Source organism: Xenophilus sp. Marseille-Q4582 (assembly GCF_916700565.1).
In the GTDB taxonomy this organism is placed as follows: Bacteria; Pseudomonadota; Gammaproteobacteria; order Burkholderiales; family Burkholderiaceae_C; genus Xenophilus.
In genome coordinates, this window is the sequence record NZ_CAKAKO010000003.1 from 970,907 (window position 1) to 990,645 (window position 19,739).

Genomic DNA, 19,739 nt, shown 5'->3' on the forward strand with positions numbered 1-19,739 from the left:
CTGGCCCCGCCCGGGGCGCGCCCTCAGCGGCGCACCCGCAGCACCAGGCCCACGCCCACGGCCGTCAACACGATGCCGGCCACGGTCAGCCCCGTGATCGGCTCGCCGAAGAGCAGCCACGCCATCACCGCCGTGCACGGCGGCACCAGGTACAGCAGGCTGGTGACCGCGGTGGCCGAGCCGCGCTGGATGAGCAGATACAGCAGCGAATTGCCGCCCAGGGTGAGCACGAGCACCGACCAGGCCATGGCGCCGATGGATTCCACGTTCCACACGATCGCGCCCTGGCGCTCCAGCAGCCACGCCAGAGGCAGCGTGACCGCCAGCGCCGCCATCTGCTGCACGGCACTGGCGCTGCGCACGTCGCAGGGCGCGACGAAGCGCTTCTGGTAGAGCGTGCCCGCAGTGATCGACAGCAGCGCCACCAGCGCCAGCGACACGCTGAGCACGCTGACTTCGCTGCCCTGCCCCAGCTTACGCCAGACCACCAGCGCCAGCCCGGCGAAGCCCAGGCCCAGCCCGGCCCACTGCAGCGGCGCCACGCGCCCGCCGCGCGCCGACAGCCACAGCGCCGTCAGCACCGGCTGAAGGCCCACCATCAGCGCGATCAGTCCCGAGCCCATGCCCGCCTTGACGGCCGCCCACACCCCGCCCAGGTAGGCCGCCTGCATCAGCACGCCAACCACCGCCAGGTGCGCGGCCTGGGCGCGGGAATGCGGCCAGGCCGCCGAGCCCGCCAGCGCCCACAGGCCCAGGGCCAGCGCCGACAGGCCGTAGCGCACGGACAGGAACTGCAGCGGGGGCGCATGCGGCATGGCGTAGCGCGCAACGATGAAGCCCGTGCTCCAGATCAGCACGAAGACGACAGGCATGGCCTGCCATGCGCCGGCGCCTGCCGCGCCGGCCCCGCCCTGCGCGTTCACTGGGAAGCTCCCCGCGTGTCGCGCCGCCGGCGCGCGCGGCCTGGCCACGGACGCAACACCTTCATCGCGCCCTTGCGCGGATCTCGGGAACGGCCTTTTGCAGGTAATAGACCATGGACCAGACCGTGAGCACGGCCGAGGCCCAGATCAGCCACAGGCCCCAGGTGCCGGTGTCGATGCGCCCGAACAGCAGGCCGTCATAGAGCAGGAAGGGGATCGCCACCATCTGCACGGTGGTCTTGAGCTTGCCGATCATGTGCACCGCCACGCTCTTGCCCGCGCCGATGGTCGCCATCCACTCGCGCAGGGCCGAGATGGCGATCTCGCGGCCGATGATGATCAGCGCCACGAACACGTCGCAGCGGTTCAGGTGCACCAGCACCAGCAGCGAGGCGCAGACCAGGAACTTGTCGGCCACCGGGTCGAGGAAGGCGCCGAAGGCCGAAGTCTGGTTGAGCTTGCGCGCCAGGAAGCCGTCCAGCCAGTCGGTGGCCGCGAAGATGATGAACATCACGGTCGCGATCAGGTTGCGCACCGGCTCCGCAAGCGGCAGGTAGAACACGCCCACGATCAGCGGAATCGCGACGATGCGCGTCCAGGTCATGAGGGTGGGCAGGGTCCAGAACATGGCGGCGATTGTGGCATGTGCTCATGCACGAACCGGCGTGCGCGGACATGGGCTGCGCGCGGGCCAGGCCGGGCCCCGCGACGGCCCGGCCGGCTCAGTGCAGGGCGCGGTAGATCTGCTCGGCCAGCTCGTGCGCGATGCCGTCCACCGAGGCGATGTCGTCCACGCTGGCGGCCGCCACGCCGCGAATGCCGCCGAAGCGCTGCAGCAGGCGCGCGCGGCGCTTGGGGCCCACGCCCGGAATGTCCTCCAGCTGGCTGCCGCCCACGCGCACCTTGGCCCGCTTGGCGCGCATGCCGGTGATGGCGAAGCGGTGCGCCTCGTCGCGGATCTGCGCCACCAGCATCAGCGCAGCCGAGTCGCGGCCCAGGTAGACCTTCTCGCGCCCGTCGGCGAACACCAGCTCTTCCAGGCCCACCTTGCGGCCCTCGCCCTTTTCCACGCCCACGATCAGCGACAGCGGCAGGCCCAGCTCGTCGAACACCTCCCGCGCCATCGACACCTGGCCCTTGCCGCCATCCACCAGCACCAGGTCGGGCATGCGCGCCCCGGCCGTGCCGGGCGGTGCGTCAGTGCCGGCGCCCCCCGCATCGCCCGGCGGCGGCGCTTCGGCTTCGGCCGCCATGGCCTCGGCGATCTTGCCGTAGCGCCGCATCAGCACCTGGCGCATGGCGGCATAGTCGTCGCCCGGCGTGATGCCTTCGATGTTGTAGCGGCGGTACTCGCGGTTCTGCATCGCATGGCGCTCGAAGACCACGCACGAAGCCTGCGTGGCCTCGCCCGCGGTGTGCGAGATGTCGAAGCACTCGATGCGGAAGTGCTCCAGGTCGTCGGGCGCCAGCTCCAGCGCTTCGACCAGCGCGCGCGTGCGCGCCTGCTGCGAGCCCTCCTCGGCCAGCAGGCGGGCGAGCTGGATGTCGGCATTCTTCTGCGCCATTTCCAGCCACAGGCGCCGCTGCGCGCGCGGCTGGAACACGGCCGTGATGCGCTGGCCGGCCTGCTCGGCGATGGCGGCCACCAGTTCGCGGCCCACCACCTCGCCGAGCACCAGCGTGGGCGGCGCGGGCACGTCGATGTAGTGTTGGGCCACGAAGGCTTCGAGCACCTGCCGCTCGATGGACGGCGGCGCCCCGGCCTGCGCGCCATCGCCCATGCCGCGAGCCTCGGGTGCTTCGGCGGCGGCCTCGCCCTCGGATTCGGACTCGGCCTGCGCCACCAGCGCCGCGTCTTCCACATGCGCCGGGAAGTACGGCCGGTCGCCCAGGTGCCGCCCGCCGCGCACCATGGCCAGGTTCACGCAGGCCTTGCCGCCATGCACCTTCACGGCCAGGATGTCCACGTCCTTGTCGGAGGCGATTTCCACCGACTGCTGGTGCAGCACCTTGGACAGCGCCGACATGCGGTTGCGCAGCTCGGCCGCCTGCTCGAACTCCAGCTTCTCGGCATGCGCCATCATGCGCGCCTCCAGCTCCGACAGCACCTGCTGCGTGTCGCCGCGCAGGAAGGCCTCGGCATCCGCCACGTCGGCCGCATAGGCCTGCGCATCGATGTGGCCCACGCAGGGCCCGGTGCAGCGCTTGATCTGGTAGAGCAGGCAGGGCCGCGTGCGGTTGGCGTACACGGTGTCCTCGCAGGTGCGCAGGCGGAAGACCTTCTGCAGCAGCTGGATCGTTTCCTTCACCGCCCAGGCGCTCGGGTAGGGGCCGAAGTAGCGGTGCCGGCGATCCGTGGCACCGCGGTAGTAGGCCAGGCGCGGCACGCTGCCGGCGTCCAGCCCGCCATGCAAGCCTTTTCCGTCACGCTCGCGTGTGCCCGTGATCTTCAGGTAGGGATAGCTCTTGTCGTCGCGAAACAGGATGTTGTAGCGCGGCTTGAGCGTCTTGATGAGGTTGTTCTCGAGCAGCAGCGCCTCGGCCTCGGAGCGCACCACCGTGGTCTCCATGCGCACGATCTTGCCCACCATGTGGCCGATGCGTGTGCCGCCATGGTTCTTCTGGAAGTAGCTGGCCACGCGCTTCTTCAGGTTGCGCGCCTTGCCCACATAAAGCACACCGCCGGCCGCGTCGAAGTAGCGGTACACGCCCGGCAGCGGCGGCAGCGCCGCCACCTCGGCCAGCAGTTGATCGGAATGCGTGGAAGACATGGCGGCTATTGTCGCGGGGCGCCGGGATGCGACAGGGCCGGCTTCGCATCATGGAATGGCATCTAGGCACAAATCCTGCTGCCCGCACCCGCCTGAAGCCTGCAGACTGCGGCTTCGAGGAACAACAACGAAGGAACTTCATCCATGGCCACCCCCACCTCCCGGCCCCTGCCCCGACGTCTGCGCCGGCTGGCCCCGCTGGCCTCGCTGACTTTCGCGGCGCTGCTCGCGTCCTGCGGCGGTGGCTCGAACACCACGCAGGAGATGATGCAGACCGCGGCGCTCATCGCCGCGCTGACGCCGCCGCCGACAGTCGACCGCAGCTGCGAAATCACGGGCGGCAACGGCTCCGTGGTGGTGGGCTCGGGGGACCCCGGCGACCCGGCCGCACCCGAGCCCGCCTCGGGCTACAAGCCGGGCTTCAAGACCACCTATGCCAAGAGCTACATGGTGGTGGCCAACCACCCGCTGGCCACCAAGGCCGGCTGCAGCGTGCTCAAGGCCGGGGGCAGCGCGGTGGATGCGGCGGTGGCCATCCAGGCCGTGCTGGGCCTGGTGGAGCCGCAGTCCAGCAGCCTGGCCGGCGGCGCCTTCCTGATGCACTACGACGCCGCGACGAAGAAGGTGGTGGCCTATGACGGCCGCGAGACGGCGCCCGCCGCCGCCACCGAGAATTACCTGCGCTACATCGACGACGACCGGGACCAGACGGCTCCCAAGCCCAGCGCCCGCGCCAGCGGCCGCTCCATCGGCACGCCCGGCGTGATGCGCATGCTGGAGATGGCGCACCAGGACCACGGCAAGCTGGCCTGGAAGAAGCTGTTCGACGACGGCATCCGGCTGTCCACCGACGGCTTCAAGATCGGCGGGCGCATGGCCGCGGCCATCGCCTCGGCCGCGCCCAACCTCAAGCGCGACGCCGAGGCCGCGGCCTACTTCCTCGACGCGCAGGGCAATCCCAAGCCGCTGGGCACCACCCTCACCAACCCGGCCTACGCGGGCGTGCTCAAGGCCATGGCCGAGCGCGGCGCCAGCGCCATGTACACGGGCGAGATCGCGGCCGACATCGTGGCCAAGATCCAGGCCACCACGGGCGCCGACGGCAGCGTCATCACGCCCGGCAAGACCACGCTGGCCGACCTGGCCGCCTACGAACCCAAGCGCCGCGAGCCGGTCTGCACCACCTACCGCAGCGCCTACTACATCTGCAGCATGTCGCCGCCCTCCTCGGGCGGCATCGGCGTGCTGTCAGCGCTGGGCATCCTGGAGAACTTCAGCCTGTCCGACTATGCGCCCACGCAGATCGACCTGGAAGGCGGCAAGCCCAGCGTGATGGGCGTGCACCTGGTGGCCGAAGCCGAACGCCTGGCCTATGCCGACCGCGACAAGTACGTGGCCGACACCGACTTCGTGCCCCTGCCCGGCAACAGCCCCGACACGCTGCTCAACAAGAACTACATGCGCCAGCGCGCCAGCCTCATTAGCATGAACAAGAGCATGGGCACGGCGCAGGCGGGCGACTTCGGCCCGGTGCCGCTGGGCATCGACAAGACCGTGGAGCGCGGCACCACGCACTTCTCGGTGGTGGACAAGGCGGGCAACGTGGTGTCGATGACGACCACCGTGGAGTCCTCGCTGGGCTCCTACCACATGGCGCGCGGCATCATGCTGAACAACCAGCTGACCGACTTCTCGGCTTCGCCGGTCGACGCCGACGGCCACCCCGTCGCCAACCGCGTCGCCCCCGGCAAGCGCCCGCGCAGCACCATGGCGCCCACGCTGGTGTTCCGCGGCAGCGAGCCCGGCGACTTCCTGATGGCCACGGGCTCGCCCGGCGGCGGCACCATCATCCAGTACGTGGTCAAGACCGTGGTCGGCGCGCTGGACTGGGGGCTGGACGCGCAGCAGGCCACCTCGCTGGTCGACTTCGGCGCCGCCAACTCGCCCACCACCAACGTGGGCGGCGAGCATCCGGCCATCAACACCGCCAACGACGGCAACAACGACCCGCTGATCACGGGCCTGCGCGCCTTGGGCCACACCGTGAACACCGGCGCCCAGTCCAGCGGCATCAGCACCATCATGCGGGTGTCGCGCGATCGCCGCCTGGTGCTGACCGGCGGCGCCGATCCGCGGCGCGAGGGCGTCGCTCTGGGGGACACCTTCACGCCCTGAGCCGCATCGCACCCCGCCCGCCCGGCGGGGCGTCGGCCCGCACCCAATGGCCTGCACGGCACATCCGTGCTGGCCCGCGGATGAGAACAGGAGGCGGTTCAAGGCGGGCTCTCGCGGCGCCCGCCTTTCGCCTCACCTCAGGGCCTCATTCCGCCTCGAGCTTCGCGCTCTTGACCACCTGCGCCCAGCCCTCCAGATCGGTCCTCACGCGCTCGCCGAGGACGGCCGGTGTCTGGTAGTCGGCGGTCGCGCCCTGCTCCTGGGCCTTGGCCTTGAAGGCCGCGCTCTCCACCACCTGGCGCACATCGGCGGTGAGCTTGTTCACGACGGCCTTGGGCACGCCGGCCGGCGCGAACAGCGCGAACCAGGAGGTGGCGTCGACCCCGGGATAGCCGGCTTCTGCGGTGGTCGGCACGTCGGGCAGGCTCGGCAGGCGCTGCTTGCCGGTGACGGCCAGCACGCGCAGCTTGCCGCCCTGGATGTGCGGCATGAACGGGGGCGCGGTGCCGAAGGTCAGGTCCACCTGCCCGCCCAGCAGGTCCTGCAGCGCCGGCCCCGTGCCCTTGTAGGGCACATGGACCATCTTGATGCCGCCCTGCTGCTCCAGCATCGCCCCGGTCACGTGCTGCAGCGACCCGTTGCCCGACGAGGCGTAGTTCAGCTTGCCGGGATTTGCCTTGGCGTAGGCGATCAGCTCGGCCAGTGTCTTCACGGGCAGGCCCTCGCGCACCACGATGATCTGCGGCGCCGAGATCACGTTGGCCACGGCCTGGAAGTCGCCCTGCTCCCACTGGCGCACGCGGGTCAGGTGCGGCGAGATCACGTGGTAGCCCGAGTACTGCAGCAGCAAGGTGTAGCCGTCGGCCGGCGCACGCTTGACGATGCTGGCCGCGATGGCGCCGTTGCCGCCCCCCTTGTTGTCCACCACCACGGACTGGTTCAGCACCGGCCCCAGTGCCTGGGCCAGCATGCGGGCCGACAGGTCGGTGGTGCCGCCGGTGGCGGTCGGCACCACCAGGGTGACGGGCTTGTTCGGATAGTCCTGCGCCAGCGCGGATGCGGCGAAGGCCGCTGCGGCGGCGAATGCGATGAGATGCCTGCGTGCGAGTGTCATGGGGGTGTGTCTCCTGGTAGATGTCGTCAGGTTCGCAAAAAAAGTCGGAAGGTCTCAGTCCACCTGCGCGCCGGTGTCCCTGACCACGCGGGCCCACTTGGGCAGATCGGACTGCACGAGCGCCGCCAGTTGCACGCCGGTGCCCTTGAACGGCTCGCAGCCCACGCCGGCCAGCTTCTCGACCGTTTCCTTCTGGTCCAGCGCACGGGCCACGGCCTCCTGGAGGCGCGCGACGATGGACGCCGGCGTGCCGGCCGGCGCGAACATGGCGTACCAGGGCGCCTCGCCAAAGCCCTTGAGCGTTTCGCCGATCGTGGGCACGTCGGGCAAGGCGGCCACGCGCTTCTCGTTGACCACGCCCAGCACCTTGAGCTTGCCGGCCTTGATGAGCCCGATGACGGAAGGCAGGCTCTGCACCGACAGCGGCACCTGGCCGCCTGCCACGTCGGCGGCCGCCTGGGCCGACCCCTTGTAGGGCACATGCTGCAACCGGATACCGGCGGCCTTCTGCAGCATCTCGCCGATCAGGTGATTCAAGGTGCCGTTGCCGGCGGAGGCGTAGGTGTACTTGCCGGGCGCCGCCTTGGCCAGCGCGATCAGCTCGGCCACGGTGTTCGCGGGGAAGGAAGGGTTGGCCACCACCGTGTAGCCGGCCGTCGCGACGGGCGCCACCGGCGTGAAGTCCTTGACCGGATCGAAACCGGGGTTCTTGTAAAGCGCCGGCCCGATGACGTGCGCGCTGTCCGCCGTCACCAGCAGCGTGTAACCGTCGGGCCGTGCACGGGCTGCGCCGGCCGTGGCCAGCGTGCCGCCAGCGCCGGGCTTGTTGTCCACCACCACGCTCTGGCCCAATTGCTCGGAAAGGCGTTGCGCCAGCACGCGCGCGATGGCGTCGTTGGCGCCGCCGGCCGCCTGGGGCACGACCAGGGTGATCGCCTTGTTCGGGTAGCCGTCCTGCGCGGACGCTCGCACCGCCCATGCGGAAGCGGCCAGGCCCACCAGCACTTTGCGGCGGTCGATCTGCGGGAATTGCATGTCATGTCTCCTTCTGTGGTTCTTGAAAAGCTCAGGCGCGCGCCAGTGCGCGGGCGCGCGTCGCCTCGAAGTCGGCGGGCACGGGGTGCAGGTCCAGCCGGCGGCCGGCCTTGACGATCTGGCCCGGCAGCTCGTGGCCGATCAGCGCGGGCAGGCGGCGCGCCGCGGCGATCAGCTGCGCCAGATCCACGCCCGTGTCGTAGCCCATCAGCTGCAGCGCGTGCACGATCTCCTCGCTGCAGACATTGCCCGACGCGCCCGGCGCGTACGGACAGCCGCCAAGCCCGCCCAGCGAGGTGTCGTAGCAATCCACGCCGGCCGCGATGCCGGCCAGCACATTGGCCAGGCCCATGCCGCGCGTGTTGTGGAAGTGCAGCGTGAACAGCACGCCGGGCCAGCGCGCGCGTGCCGCCGCCGCGAGTGGCTGCACCTGCGAGGGATAGGCCATGCCCGTGGTGTCGCACAGCGTGATGCCGGCGATGCCGAGGTCGACGAAGCGCTGGACCCAGCCGAACACGGCCTCGGGCGCCACATCGCCCTCCATCGGGCAGCCGAACACGCAGGACAGCGAGACGTTGACCGGCACGCCCGCCGACTGCGCCGTGGCGATGACCTGGGCCAGCGCCGCGAAGGACTGTTCCTGCGTCATGCGCAGGTTGGCCAGGTTGTGCGTGGCGCTGGCCGACATGACCAGGTTGAGCTCGTCGGTGCGGGCCTCGATGGCACGCTCGGCCCCGCGCACGTTGGGCACCAGCGCGGTGTAGACCACGCCGGGCACGCGCGTGATCTCGCGCATCACGATCTCGGCGTCGCGCAACGCAGGGATGGCACTCGGCGAGACGAACGAGGTGACCTCGATCTTGGCAAGCCCGGCTGCCGACAGCGCATTGGCCAGCGCGATCTTCTCGTCGGTCGGCACGAAGGCCTGCTCCATCTGCAGACCGTCGCGCATGCCGACCTCCTGGATGTGGATGCGCCGGCCGGCGCCCTGCCAGATGTCCTCGTTCATGCGATCACTCCTTTGGCACGCAGCAGCGCGATCTGTTCGGCCGTGAGGCCGGCTTCGGCCAGCACCGCGTCGGTGTCGTCACCCAGGCGCGGCGCGCTCGTGCGGATGCGGCCGGGCGTGGCCGAGAGCTTGGGCACGATGCCCGGCACGGTCAGCGTGTCGCCATCGCGCGTGGTCTGCGCCAGCAGCATGTCGCGCGCGCGGTAGTGCGGATCCTCTGCGATGTCGCGCGCGGTGTAGACCTTGCCGGCCGGCACGCGCGCCGCGCCCAGCGCATCCAGCACCTGCTGCACGGTACGCGTCGCGGTCCAGGCGCCAATCGCCGCATCGATCTCGGCCACGCGCGCCACGCGGCCCGCGTTGTCGGCCAGGTCGGGCGCCGTGGCCAGGTCGTCGCGGCCGATGGCGGCCATCAGGCGCTTGAAGATGCTGTCGCCATTGCCGGCCACCAGCACCCAGCCGTCGGTGCAGGGATAGGCGTTGCTGGGTGCGATGCCGGGCAAGGCGCTGCCAGCCGCCTCGCGCACGGCGCCGAAGGCGCTGTACTCGGGGACCAGGCTTTCCATGCAGTTGAACACGGCCTCGTGCAAGGCCACGTCGATGACCTGGCCCTGGCCGCCGTTGACCTTGCGGTGGTACAGCGCGGTCAGCACGCCGATGGCGCCGTGCAGCGCGGCCAGCGTGTCGCCGATCGAGATGCCGCAGCGCACCGGCACGCGGCCCGGCTCGCCGGTCAGGTGGCGCAGCCCGCCCATGGCCTCGCCGACCACGCCGAAGCCGGGCATGTCGCGGTAGGGGCCGGTCTGGCCGTAGCCCGAGATGCGCAGCATGACCAGGCCCGGGTTCAGCCGGTGCAACTCCTCTGGCGACATGCCCCAGCCCTCCAGCGTGCCGGGGCGGAAGTTCTCGATCAGCACGTCGGCCTCGGCAATGAGCTTGCGTGCGATGGCCTGGCCCTCGGCCTGGCGCAGGTCCAGCGCCAGCGAGCGCTTGTTGCGCGACTGCACCTGCCACCAGACCGAGGTGCCGTTCTTGAGCATGCGCCAGTTGCGCAGCGGGTCGCCGCCGCCGGGCGCCTCGATCTTGACCACGTCGGCACCGAACTCCGCGAGCGTCTTGCCGCAGAACGGGCCGGCGATCAGCTGCCCCATCTCGACCACGCGCACGCCGGCCAGGGCCAGCGGTGGGGGTGGGGTATCTCGGGTGTCCATCGTCCTTGTCTCCTTGAACCGGGCCGGATCATGCGGCAGCCCCCGGCCAGCGCAAAACGCCCATGCGCGACGCCGCCATCGCCATCCGGCATGGCAGACTCGGGCGATATGAAACTCGACCCCGTGTCCCTGCGCCTGTTCGTGGCCGTGATGGAGGAAAGCGCCATCGCACGCGCCGCCGCGCGCGAACACATCGCGCCGTCGGCCGCGAGCCGGCGCCTGGCGGAGCTGGAGCAGCAGCTGGGTGTGGAGCTGTTCGCGCGCAGCAACCGGGGCACGCAGCCCACACCCGCAGCCTATGCACTGCTGCACATGGCGCGCGGCGTGCTGCACGACCTGGACGGCATCGCCACGCAGATGCGCGACTACGGCAGCGGCCTGCGCGGCCAGGTGCGCGTGGTGGCCAATATCTCGGCCATCACCCAGTTCCTGCCCGGCGAGCTGCAGGCCTTCATGGCGCAGAACCCGCAAGTGCAGGTGCGGCTGCAGGAGCAGATCAGCTCGGCAATCGCCAATTCGGTGGCGGAGAACGCCGCCGATGTCGGCATCCTGAACGCGGGCAGCTATGGCGACCGGCTGCAGCTGCTGCCCTACCGGGAGGACGAACTCGTGCTGGCCGTGCCGGCCCGGCATGCGCTGGCGCGGCGCAAGGCCGTTCGGCTGGCCGATGCCCTGCCCTACGACATGGTCGGCATGCACCCGGGCAGCGCGATCCACAACCAGCTGCTGCGTGCCGCGGCCGACGCCGGCCAGGCGCTGCGGCTGCGCATGCAGGTCACCAGCTACGACGCCCTGTGCTCGATGGTGGCGGCCGGCCACGGCCTCGGCCTGATCCCGCGCCGAAGCGCGCAGATCTTCCGCGGCCTCGCGATCCGGCTGGTGGCGCTGACCGAGCCCTGGGCCCGGCGCCGCCTGATGCTGTGCCTGCGCGCGAACGAGGAGCCGACCGGCGTCACGCGCCTGCTGGTGGCCCATCTGCAGAACACCTCGGAGGCGCTGCCATGAGCCCCCTCCCGGCCGATCCGAAGGGGCTCGCACCGCAGCCCGCAAGGGCAAAGGTCCGCCAGTGACCGCCGCCCGCCGCTGGGACATCTTCTGCCAGGTGATCGACAACCACGGCGACCTGGGCGTGTGCTGGCGCCTGGCGCGCCAGCTCGCGGACGAAGGTGAATCGGCGCGCCTGTGGGTGGATGACGCGCGTGCGCTGGCCTGGATGGCGCCGCAGGGCACGGGCGCCGTCGAGATCGTTCGCTGGGGCGACGCGCAGGCCGAGGCGCGCGCGCTGGCCGCACCGCCGCCCGACGTGCTGGTCGAGGCCTTCGGCTGCGACCCCGCACCGGCGCTGGTCGCTCATTTCGCCCAGGCCGCGCGGGCCGGGGCGCGGCACGCCTGGATCAACCTGGAATACCTGTCGGCCGAGCCGGTGGTCGAGCGCCTGCACGGCCTGCCTTCGCCGGTGTCCAGCGGACCGGGCGCCGGCCTGACCAAGCATTTCTTTTACCCGGGCTTCACGCCATGCACAGGCGGCCTGTTGCGCGAAGCCGACCTGCCGCAGCGCCAGGCCCGCTTCGACCGCGAAGCCTGGTTGGCCGCGCACGGCATCGCCAAGCAGGCCGGCGAGCGGCTGGTCTCGCTCTTTTGCTACGAGCCCGCCGCGCTGGGGGCGCAGCTGGATCAGTGGGCCCGCGACCCGCAGCCCACGCGCTTGCTGGTCACGGCGGGGCGCGGCGCGGCGGCCGTGCGGCAACGGCTGGCAGAACAAGCGCCGCATCTGCAGCAGGAGGACGGCGGCGCGCTGCAGTGGGGGCAGCTCGCCCTGCATTTCCTGCCCGCGCTGCCGCAGCCGGCCTACGACGAATTGCTGTGGGCCTGCGACCTGAACTTCGTGCGCGGCGAGGATTCCTTCGTGCGCGCCCATTGGGCCGCGGCCCCCCTGGTCTGGCACATCTACCCGCAGGACGACGACGCGCACCACGCCAAGCTGCAGGCCTGGCTGGACTGGCTGCAGGCGCCGGCCACGCTGCGCGCCGTCCACCATGCGTGGAACGGCGTCGGCACGGCCCACCCGGGAGCGGCCCTGAACGCGCTGGCCGACCCGGCCACGCTGCCCGCCTGGCGCGACTGCCTGGACGCCGCCCGCGCGCGCCTGCAGGCCCAGCCCGACCTGCTCACGCAGCTGCGTGGCTTCGTCATGCAAAAAAGCTAGAATCGCGGGCTTTGCGGAAATCGGGCCATCCGGTTCTCGCCCAACCCGCCGCGGGTTCGCAGCGCAGCTGCTGGATCGCCACACGGCCTCGTCCTCGACGGCCTCCCGGCAGATCGAGCCACCCTGCACCGAGCGGCCAACGTCCACGCAAGGACACACACTCATGAAAATCGCTCAAGAAATCCGCGCCGGCAACGTCATCATGCACGGCAAGGACCCGATGGTCGTGCTCAAGACCGAATACAGCCGCGGCGGGCGCAACAGCGCCACCGTGCGCATGAAGATGAAGAGCCTGATCGCCAACTTCAACACCGAAGTGGTGTTCAAGGCCGACGACAAGATCGACCAGATCGTGCTGGACAAGAAGGAGTGCACCTACTCCTACTTCGCCGATCCGATGTACGTGTGCATGGACGCCGAGTACAACCAGTACGAAGTCGAAGCCGAGAACATGGGCGACGCGCTGAACTACCTGGAAGACGGCATGCCCGTCGAAGTGGTGTTCTACGACGGCAAGGCCATCTCGGTCGAACTGCCCACCAGCGTCGAGCGCGAGATCACCTGGACCGAGCCGGCCGTCAAGGGCGACACCTCGGGCAAGGTGCTCAAGCCCGCCAAGATCGCGACCGGCTTCGAAGTGGCCGTGCCGCTGTTCGTCTCGCAAGGCGACAAGATCGAAATCGACACCCGCACGGGCGAATACCGCAAGCGCGTCTGAGCGTCTGGCGCCTCGCGCGCGGCTCTCCACGCGCACCTCCGTGAAGGCTCCCTTGGGAGCCTTTTCTTTTTTGCGTAGGCTGGGGCGATGAACACCCCGCCCGCCCCCGCCCCCTTTCAAGCCGATGCCGAGGCCGTCCGCACCGAAATCGCAGGCCCCGTCAGCACCGTGATCCTGAGCCGCCCCGCCGCGCGCAACGCGGTGGACGGCCCCACCGCCGCGCTGTTGCGCCAGGCCTTCGAGCGCTTCGAGGGCGACGACACGCAGCGCGTGGCCGTGCTGTGGGGCGAGCACGGAACGTTCTGCGCCGGCGCCGACCTCAAGGCCGTGGCCGACCCCGCGCGGCGCAACGAACTGGACCCCGCAGGCGGCGGCAGCGGCCCCATGGGCCCGACGCGCATGGCGCTGGCCAAACCGCTGATCGCGGCCATCACGGGCCACGCGGTGGCCGGCGGACTGGAACTGGCCCTGCTGGCCGACCTGCGCGTGGCCGAGGAGGACGCCGTGCTGGGCGTGTTCTGCCGCCGCTGGGGCGTGCCGCTGATCGACGGCGGCACCGTGCGCCTGCCGCGCATCGTGGGCATGGGCCGCGCGCTGGACCTGATCCTCACCGGCCGGCCGGTGGGCGCCGAGGAGGCGCTGGCCATGGGCCTGGTCAACCGCGTCGTGCCGCGCGGCCAGGCGCGGGCCGCGGCCGAGGCCCTGGCGCGCGAGATCGCCGCCTTTCCGCAGCAATGCCTGCGCACGGACCGCGCCAGCGCCTATGCGCAGTGGGACCTGCCGCTGGACCAGGCCCTGCGCGAGGAAGGCCGGCGCGGCGTGCCGATGGTGGCGGCCGAAGGCGCCGCGGGTGCGGCGCGTTTTGCGGGCGGCGCCGGCCGGCACGGCCGCTTCGGCGCCTGAGCCTGCGGCGGCGATCGGGCGAGGCGGCGGGCCCGCCGCTTGCTGGGCGCACAATCCAAGCACTCTTTTCAGGCGCGACGCCCTTCTCTCCCCTCCGTTCTCTCCGCATGAGCCCCAACGACACGCACGACCTTCACGACAAGCGCCTGGCCGACGCCTGGGCCACCCTGCAAGCCCATGCCGACCAGGGCTTGCCGCTGGACCCGGACCCTTCCCGCATCGCCTTCGCCGACCCCGAGTTCCTGCTGCGCCGCGAGACGCGCGGCCTGCGCATGCAGCTGGAGCTGATGAAGCCCGACCTGGAGATGCGCGCGCACGGCATCGAGAGCACGGTGGTGGTCTTCGGCAGCGCGCGCCTGCGCAGCCAGGAAGAGATGACTGCGCTGATCGCGCAGGCCGAAGCCGCCGACGACCAGAAACTGGCCGCGCGCCTGCGCCGCCTGGCGCACGGCAGCCACTTCTACGAGCAGGCGCGCGCCTTCGGCAAGCTGGTGGCGCACTACAGCGCCGGCAAGGAGCCGGCCGACAAGCTCTTCGTGTGCACGGGCGGCGGCCCGGGCATCATGCAGGCGGCCAACCGCGGCGCCTACGAGGCCGGCGGGCTGTCCGTGGGCCTGTCCATCGCGCTGCCGATGGAAGAAGCGGCCAATCCGTACATCACGCCCGCGCTGTCCTTCAAGTTCCACTACTTCGCCATCCGCAAGATGCATTTCATGATGCGGGCGAAGGCGCTGGTGGCCTTCCCGGGCGGCTTCGGCACGCTGGACGAACTGTTCGAGGTGGTGACGCTGGTGCAGACGCGCAAGTCCAAGCAGGTGCCCATCGTGCTGTTCGGCAGCGAGCACTGGCGCCGGCTGATCGACTTCGACATGCTGGTCGAGGAAGGCATGATCTCGCCCGAGGACATCCACCTCTTCCAGTATGTCGACACGCCCGAGGACGCCTGGCGCGTGATCGAGAAGTTCTACGAGCTGTGAGGGGCTGACGCTGCGCGCGCTGGCCAGCCGACGAAGCGTGGCACGCCGGTGGCATCCGTCGGGCGTGCGCGATGCGCAGGGCAACGTGGCCCAGGCCGCGTGCACGGTCCCGCACGCCCAAGTGCCATGCCAAGTGCTATATATTGATTCGGCCGACACACACACGATTGAAGAAGAGGACCGCATGCCGATCACATCCATCCTGAAATCCACCCTGGTGGCCCTCGCGGTCGCCGCTGGCGGCTCGGCGCTGGCGCAGGGCACGCCCATCAACGCGGCGGCGTTCGACGCGCTGGTGGCGCAGGGCCCGGTCGCCGACGCGGCGACCATTGCCTCGAGCACCTGGGCCACCAAGATCAAGCAGGCCGGTACGCTGCGCCTGGGCGGCACCCAGACTTCCAACCTCTTCTCGCTGCTCAACGAGAAGGACGGCAAGATGCGCGGCTTCGACGCGGGCCTGGCCCAGATGCTCACGCGCTACATCCTGGGCGACGCGTCCAAGATCCAGTTCACGCAGGTGACCTCGTCCACGCGCGAGCAGGTGCTGGTCAACGGCCAGGTGGACCTGGTGCTGGCCACCTATTCCATCACGCCCGCGCGCGCCGAGAAGATCTCCTTCGCCGGGCCCTACTACACCTCGCAGGCCGGGGTGCTGGTCAAGTCCAGCAACAAGGCGATCCAGTCGCACAACGACCTGGCCGGCAAGAAGGTCGCCACGCAGGCCGGCTCCACCGGGCCGGCGATCCTGGCGCAGCACGCGCCCAAGGCGACCGTGCAGGAATTCCAGACGCACCAGGAAGCGCTGGACGCCCTGCGCCAGGGCCGCGTGGACGCGTACGTGACCGACCACACGCTGCTGCTCAATGCGTTGAGCCTGGGCACGGGCGACGCGCGCCTGGCCGGTGCGCCCTTCGGCGCGCAGGACCCGTACGGCATCGGCCTGCCCAAGGATTCGGACGGCGTGGCCTTCGTCAACGGCTTCCTCAAGAAGGTGCAGGCCGACGGCACCTGGGCCAAGCTCTGGACCATTTCCATCGGGCAGCGCACCGGCACCACCGCCGTGCCCACGCCGCCCGCCCTGCCCTGAACGATGGGCGAGGTTTCCAGGCTCCTCGCCGACTACGGGCCTGCCTTCGGGCAGGCCCTTTTTCTGACGTGGAAGCTCACCGTGCTGTCCTTCGTGCCCGGTGTGCTGCTCGGCGTGGCCGTGACGGTGCTGCGGCTGCTGCCGCTGCCGCCGCTGCGCTTCGTGCTGACCGGCTATGTCGAGATCTTCCGCAACATTCCCAGCGTCGCGCTGCTGATCTTCATCGTGTTCGCGCTGCCCGATCTGAACGTGCTGATCGACTATGAGCCCAGCGTGATCCTGACCCTGGTGCTGGTCTGTTCCGCGTTCACGGCCGACTACCTGCGCTCGGGCATCAACACCGTGCCCGGCGGCCAGATCGAGGCCGCCCTGAGCCTGGGCATGCGGCCGATGCGCGTCATCGCCTCGGTGGTGTTGCCGCAGGCGCTGCGCGCGGTGGTGCAGCCGATGACCTCGCTGCTCATCGCGCTGATGCTGTCGACCTCCCTGGCGTCCCAGGTGCCCTTTCCGGGCCGGGAGCTCACGGCCCTGGTGGCCAGGATCGCCAATGATTCGGCGGCCGGCATCGCGGCCTTCGCGGTGGCGGCCGCGATGTACGTGGCCTCGGGCCTGCTCATCGCCTGGGGCGGCGCCACGCTCGAGAAGAAGCTGCGGATCCTGCGATGAGCCGCGCGCTGGAGGACATTCTCTTCGGGGCGCCGACCCCGCGGGCCCGCGCCCTTACCCGGGCGACGAGCGCCACGGCAGCCCTGCTGCTCGTCGTGCTGGCGGCGGCCGTGGCGCATCGCTTCCATGACGCCGGGCAGTTCGAAGCCCGCCTGTGGAAGTTCTTCGTCTGGCCCTCCACCTGGGCCTTCCTGGCCGAGGGCCTGCTCGGCACCCTGGCGTCGGCGGCCATGGCCGCCGTCATCGCCCTGACGCTGGGGCTGGTGCTGATGGTGGGCCGCCTGGCGCCGTCGCGGCTGCTGCGCTGGCCGGCCGTCGCCGCCATCGAGTTCCTGCGCGGCACGCCGACACTGCTGCTGATCTACGTGTGCTTCCTGGTGCTGCCCCAGGCCGGGGTGAAGCTCAGCACCTACTGGATGCTGACCTTGCCCGTCGGCCTGAGCACCGCCGCGGTCGTGGCCGAGGTCTACCGCGCGGGCGTGCTCGCCGTGCCCCGCGGCCAGGCCGAGGCCGCGCGGAGCCTGGGGCTCACGGAAGCGCAGGTGTTCTTCTCGGTCGTCTTTCCCCAGGCCCTGCGCTACATCGTGCCGGCGCTGGTCGCCCAACTGGTCATCGTGGTCAAGGACACCACCTTCGGCTATGTCGTCACCTATGGCGAGCTGATGCAGAACGCCAAGGTGCTGATCGCCAACTACCACTCGCTGGTGCCCGTGTACCTCGTGGTGGCGGTGCTGTACTGCCTGGTGAACTACGCGATCTCGCGGGCGAGCCGGCGGCTGGGCCGGCCCAGGCACTGAGCCCCGCCGGTGCCACGACGGCCGCCGGGCGCGGCCTCACATCTCGTCGATCGCCGTGCTCGCGCCGCCGCGCTTTTCCACCGCCAGGCCCTGGTCCGCCTCGATGGCGAAGCGGTCCCGGCAGTTCACGTAGAAGCTCGCGCCGAAGCGGCCGACCGGAAAGAACTCCTGCAGCCGCACGCGCCAGCGTTCGGTGTCCACCAGGCCTTCGCGCACGGCCAGCCATTGCACGCGGCCGATGAAGACGTAGCGGCTCGCGGTTTCCATCGTCTCGTGCAGCACGCATTCGAAGGCCACGGGCGCCTCGGCGATGCGCGGCGGATCGACGGTGCGCGACGCGACGGGCGTGAGGCCCGTGTAGGCCAGCTCGCTCTCGGTCACCGGCAGCCGGTCGCCGCAGCGGTGCATGGCGGCGGCGATGGGCTCGTCGGCGATGTGGACCACGAACTCGCCCGTGCGCAGGATGTGCGCCGCCGTGTCCTTGAGCTGGCCCGGGTCCAGCTTGTTGATGCTCACCATCAGCACCGGCGGATCCTCGCCCAGCATGTTGAACATGCTGAAGGGCGCGGCGTTCACGGCGCCGTCGGGCGCCAGCGTGGTGATCAGCGCGATCGGGCGCGGCACGATGAGGCTGGCCATGAGCTTGTAGCGCGCATGGGTGTCCAGTTCGGAAAAGTCGATCTCGGTCATGAAACTCGGTGGAGGGCGGCGCCGGCCTCGGGCCTCGGGTTTGGGTCGGCGCCCGGCGTGGGCAATGCGCCAGCCTACACGCAAAGGACATGCCTCGGCCGGCAGGCTTGCGCACCGACGCGCCGGGCGCGCCTGCGGACGGCGCGGCCCGTCCCGATGCGAGGGGCGCCGCTGGCGGCGGCCGCCTCGACGGACTGCGGCCGCGATCAGGCACCAGGACGAGGCAGCCGCATGCCCACCCTCGCCCGACAGCGGTGCGCCACCTCCAGAAACGGGGCGAAATCCCGCCCGTCGCGCAGGTCGCAGCCGCGTGTTTGCACCGACATGGGGCGGCCCCGTTTTTGCTCACACTTGGCAACTCTTTCTCATCCGCAGGAACCGCCATGAACAAAAGACAACTGATCCAGTCGCTCCTCGCTGCCTCGGCCCTGAGCTTCGGGCTGGGCAGCGCGCATGCACAGGCCCCCACGCCCATCAAGTTCCAGCTGGACTGGCGCTTCGAAGGCCCGGCCGCCTTCTTCCTGCTGCCCGCCGCCAAGGGCTACTTCAAGGAAGCGGGACTGGACGTGAGCGTGGACGCCGGCAACGGCTCCGGCGGTGCGGTGCAGCGCGTGGCTTCGGGCACCTACGACATGGGCTTCGCCGACCTGGCGGCGCTGATGGAGTTCCACGCCAACAATCCCGAGGCGCCCAACAAGCCCGTGGCCGTGATGATGGTCTACAACAACACGCCGGCCTCGGTGATGGCGCTCAAGAAGAGCGGCATCAAGGCACCCGCCGACCTGACGGGCAAGAAGCTGGGCGCCCCGGTGTTCGACGCCGGCCGCCGCGCCTTCCCGATCTTCGCGGCCGCCAACAAGGTGGGCAACGTGACCTGGACCGCCATGGACCCGCCGCTGCGCGAGACCATGCTGGTGCGCGGCGACATCGACGCCATCACGGGCTTCACCTTCACCTCGCTGCTGAACCTGGAGGCGCGCGGGGCCAAGGCTTCCGATGTGGTCGTGATCCCCTACGCCGACAACGGCGTGAAGCTCTACGGCAACGTGATCATCGCCACGCCCAGGATCCTCAAGGAGAACCCCGAGGCGGTGAAGAAATTCCTGTCGGCCTTCGCCAAGGGCGCCAAGGAAGTCATGGCCAAGCCCGCCGACGCGATCCAGTACGTGAAGGCGCGCGACGGCATCATCAACGTGCCGCTGGAAACGCGCCGCCTGCAGCTGGCCATCGACACCGTGGTCGCCAGCCCCGACGCACGCGCCGAAGGCTTCGGCCAGGCCGTGCCCGGCCGCCTGGCGCTGATGGCCTCGCAGGTCTCCGACGCTTTCGGCACCAAGACGCGCGTGAACCCCGAAGCCGTCTGGAACGCCAGCTATCTGCCGAGCAAGGCCGAGCTGGACGTGCTGCCCAGGAAGTAAGCCCCGCCCCCGGACCGCTGCGCGGCCGCGGCCGCGCAG

At 70.5% G+C, this 19,739-nt stretch carries 18 protein-coding genes; 10 read left to right on the forward strand and 8 right to left on the reverse strand.

What is annotated here, in order from left to right; translation table 11 throughout:
- Window positions 1–23 precede the first annotated feature (23 nt).
- The 3 genes from LG388_RS15230 to uvrC all read right to left on the reverse strand — a co-directional run bounded on the left by LG388_RS15230 (window position 24) and on the right by uvrC (window position 3,694).
- The gene (locus tag LG388_RS15230) at window positions 24–872 is read right to left on the reverse strand and encodes a DMT family transporter (protein WP_225783549.1); all 849 of its coding nucleotides are present in this window, start codon (window positions 870–872) and stop codon (window positions 24–26) included.
- A 112-nt stretch (window positions 873–984) separates the two neighbouring features.
- The gene (pgsA, locus tag LG388_RS15235; RefSeq protein WP_225783550.1) at window positions 985–1,551 is read right to left on the reverse strand and encodes a CDP-diacylglycerol--glycerol-3-phosphate 3-phosphatidyltransferase; all 567 of its coding nucleotides are present in this window, start codon (window positions 1,549–1,551) and stop codon (window positions 985–987) included.
- Between the two features lie 94 nt (window positions 1,552–1,645).
- Complete coding sequence (gene uvrC, locus LG388_RS15240) at window positions 1,646–3,694, reverse strand: excinuclease ABC subunit UvrC (RefSeq protein ID WP_225783551.1); 2,049 nt, start codon at window positions 3,692–3,694, stop codon at window positions 1,646–1,648.
- Window positions 3,695–3,838: 144 nt separating this feature from the next.
- Here uvrC and LG388_RS15245 point away from each other — a divergent pair, with 144 nt between their 5' ends.
- Window positions 3,839–5,869 (forward strand): gamma-glutamyltransferase family protein, encoded by a 2,031-nt coding sequence (locus tag LG388_RS15245; protein WP_225783552.1) that lies wholly within the window; start codon window positions 3,839–3,841, stop codon window positions 5,867–5,869.
- A gap of 145 nt (window positions 5,870–6,014) precedes the next feature.
- Here LG388_RS15245 and LG388_RS15250 read toward each other — a convergent pair whose 3' ends face one another.
- From LG388_RS15250 to LG388_RS15265, 4 genes are read right to left on the reverse strand one after another with little or no spacing between them, the layout of a single operon-like run.
- Window positions 6,015–6,983, reverse strand: coding sequence for a tripartite tricarboxylate transporter substrate binding protein (locus LG388_RS15250; protein ID WP_225783553.1), 969 nt, complete (start codon window positions 6,981–6,983; stop codon window positions 6,015–6,017).
- A 54-nt stretch (window positions 6,984–7,037) separates the two neighbouring features.
- On the reverse strand, window positions 7,038–8,018 hold the full coding sequence (locus LG388_RS15255) for a tripartite tricarboxylate transporter substrate binding protein (protein WP_225783554.1): 981 nt from the start codon (window positions 8,016–8,018) through the stop codon (window positions 7,038–7,040).
- A gap of 31 nt (window positions 8,019–8,049) precedes the next feature.
- On the reverse strand, window positions 8,050–9,027 hold the full coding sequence (locus LG388_RS15260; RefSeq protein ID WP_225783555.1) for a hydroxymethylglutaryl-CoA lyase: 978 nt from the start codon (window positions 9,025–9,027) through the stop codon (window positions 8,050–8,052).
- Window positions 9,024–10,238, reverse strand: a complete 1,215-nt coding sequence (locus LG388_RS15265) for a CaiB/BaiF CoA-transferase family protein (protein WP_225783556.1) — start codon at window positions 10,236–10,238, stop codon at window positions 9,024–9,026. Before LG388_RS15265 ends, LG388_RS15260 begins: the two co-directional genes overlap by 4 nt.
- 108 nt (window positions 10,239–10,346) lie before the next feature.
- Between LG388_RS15265 and LG388_RS15270 the strand changes: the two genes are divergently transcribed.
- From LG388_RS15270 to LG388_RS15305, 8 genes are all read left to right on the forward strand, one after another.
- A complete protein-coding gene (locus LG388_RS15270) occupies window positions 10,347–11,243 on the forward strand; it encodes a LysR family transcriptional regulator (RefSeq protein ID WP_225783557.1) in 897 nt (298 codons plus the stop codon).
- A gap of 61 nt (window positions 11,244–11,304) precedes the next feature.
- On the forward strand, window positions 11,305–12,444 hold the full coding sequence (gene earP / locus LG388_RS15275) for an elongation factor P maturation arginine rhamnosyltransferase EarP (RefSeq protein ID WP_225783558.1): 1,140 nt from the start codon (window positions 11,305–11,307) through the stop codon (window positions 12,442–12,444).
- Between the two features lie 163 nt (window positions 12,445–12,607).
- On the forward strand, window positions 12,608–13,162 hold the full coding sequence (gene efp / locus LG388_RS15280; protein ID WP_225783559.1) for an elongation factor P: 555 nt from the start codon (window positions 12,608–12,610) through the stop codon (window positions 13,160–13,162).
- An 87-nt stretch (window positions 13,163–13,249) separates the two neighbouring features.
- Window positions 13,250–14,065: a crotonase/enoyl-CoA hydratase family protein gene (locus LG388_RS15285; protein ID WP_225783560.1), complete on the forward strand. Its 816-nt coding sequence runs from the start codon at window positions 13,250–13,252 to the stop codon at window positions 14,063–14,065.
- Window positions 14,066–14,172: 107 nt separating this feature from the next.
- The gene (locus LG388_RS15290) at window positions 14,173–15,042 is read left to right on the forward strand and encodes a TIGR00730 family Rossman fold protein (protein WP_225783561.1); all 870 of its coding nucleotides are present in this window, start codon (window positions 14,173–14,175) and stop codon (window positions 15,040–15,042) included.
- Between the two features lie 184 nt (window positions 15,043–15,226).
- Window positions 15,227–16,129 carry a glutamate ABC transporter substrate-binding protein gene (locus tag LG388_RS15295; protein ID WP_225783562.1) on the forward strand — a complete coding sequence of 301 codons (903 nt, stop codon included), beginning with the start codon at window positions 15,227–15,229 and terminating at the stop codon, window positions 16,127–16,129.
- A 3-nt stretch (window positions 16,130–16,132) separates the two neighbouring features.
- Window positions 16,133–16,795 carry an ABC transporter permease subunit gene (locus LG388_RS15300; RefSeq protein WP_225783563.1) on the forward strand — a complete coding sequence of 221 codons (663 nt, stop codon included), beginning with the start codon at window positions 16,133–16,135 and terminating at the stop codon, window positions 16,793–16,795.
- Complete coding sequence (locus LG388_RS15305; protein ID WP_225783564.1) at window positions 16,792–17,592, forward strand: amino acid ABC transporter permease; 801 nt, start codon at window positions 16,792–16,794, stop codon at window positions 17,590–17,592. The genes LG388_RS15300 and LG388_RS15305 overlap by 4 nt, the downstream gene beginning before the upstream one ends.
- A gap of 36 nt (window positions 17,593–17,628) precedes the next feature.
- Here the strand turns inward: LG388_RS15305 and LG388_RS15310 are convergent, their stop codons facing one another.
- Window positions 17,629–18,282 (reverse strand): flavin reductase family protein, encoded by a 654-nt coding sequence (locus tag LG388_RS15310; protein ID WP_225783565.1) that lies wholly within the window; start codon window positions 18,280–18,282, stop codon window positions 17,629–17,631.
- A gap of 383 nt (window positions 18,283–18,665) precedes the next feature.
- Between LG388_RS15310 and LG388_RS15315 the strand changes: the two genes are divergently transcribed.
- Window positions 18,666–19,700 carry an ABC transporter substrate-binding protein gene (locus LG388_RS15315; RefSeq protein WP_225783566.1) on the forward strand — a complete coding sequence of 345 codons (1,035 nt, stop codon included), beginning with the start codon at window positions 18,666–18,668 and terminating at the stop codon, window positions 19,698–19,700.
- Window positions 19,701–19,739: the final 39 nt, after the last annotated feature.

Bases quoted from the DNA above. Each gene is read 5' to 3' on its own strand.
- uvrC (WP_225783551.1), bottom strand. From the start codon at position 3,694: ATGTCTTCCACGCATTCCGATCAACTGCTGGCCGAGGTGGCGGCGCTG.
- efp (WP_225783559.1), top strand. From the start codon at position 12,608: ATGAAAATCGCTCAAGAAATCCGCGCCGGCAACGTCATCATGCACGGC.
- LG388_RS15265 (WP_225783556.1), bottom strand. From the start codon at position 10,238: ATGGACACCCGAGATACCCCACCCCCACCGCTGGCCCTGGCCGGCGTG.
- pgsA (WP_225783550.1), bottom strand. From the start codon at position 1,551: ATGTTCTGGACCCTGCCCACCCTCATGACCTGGACGCGCATCGTCGCG.
- LG388_RS15245 (WP_225783552.1), top strand. From the start codon at position 3,839: ATGGCCACCCCCACCTCCCGGCCCCTGCCCCGACGTCTGCGCCGGCTG.
- LG388_RS15300 (WP_225783563.1), top strand. From the start codon at position 16,133: ATGGGCGAGGTTTCCAGGCTCCTCGCCGACTACGGGCCTGCCTTCGGG.
- LG388_RS15305 (WP_225783564.1), top strand. From the start codon at position 16,792: ATGAGCCGCGCGCTGGAGGACATTCTCTTCGGGGCGCCGACCCCGCGG.
- LG388_RS15230 (WP_225783549.1), bottom strand. From the start codon at position 872: ATGCCTGTCGTCTTCGTGCTGATCTGGAGCACGGGCTTCATCGTTGCG.
- LG388_RS15295 (WP_225783562.1), top strand. From the start codon at position 15,227: ATGCCGATCACATCCATCCTGAAATCCACCCTGGTGGCCCTCGCGGTC.
- LG388_RS15310 (WP_225783565.1), bottom strand. From the start codon at position 18,282: ATGACCGAGATCGACTTTTCCGAACTGGACACCCATGCGCGCTACAAG.
- LG388_RS15260 (WP_225783555.1), bottom strand. From the start codon at position 9,027: ATGAACGAGGACATCTGGCAGGGCGCCGGCCGGCGCATCCACATCCAG.
- LG388_RS15250 (WP_225783553.1), bottom strand. From the start codon at position 6,983: ATGACACTCGCACGCAGGCATCTCATCGCATTCGCCGCCGCAGCGGCC.
- LG388_RS15255 (WP_225783554.1), bottom strand. From the start codon at position 8,018: ATGCAATTCCCGCAGATCGACCGCCGCAAAGTGCTGGTGGGCCTGGCC.
- LG388_RS15290 (WP_225783561.1), top strand. From the start codon at position 14,173: ATGAGCCCCAACGACACGCACGACCTTCACGACAAGCGCCTGGCCGAC.
- LG388_RS15315 (WP_225783566.1), top strand. From the start codon at position 18,666: ATGAACAAAAGACAACTGATCCAGTCGCTCCTCGCTGCCTCGGCCCTG.
- LG388_RS15285 (WP_225783560.1), top strand. From the start codon at position 13,250: ATGAACACCCCGCCCGCCCCCGCCCCCTTTCAAGCCGATGCCGAGGCC.
- LG388_RS15270 (WP_225783557.1), top strand. From the start codon at position 10,347: ATGAAACTCGACCCCGTGTCCCTGCGCCTGTTCGTGGCCGTGATGGAG.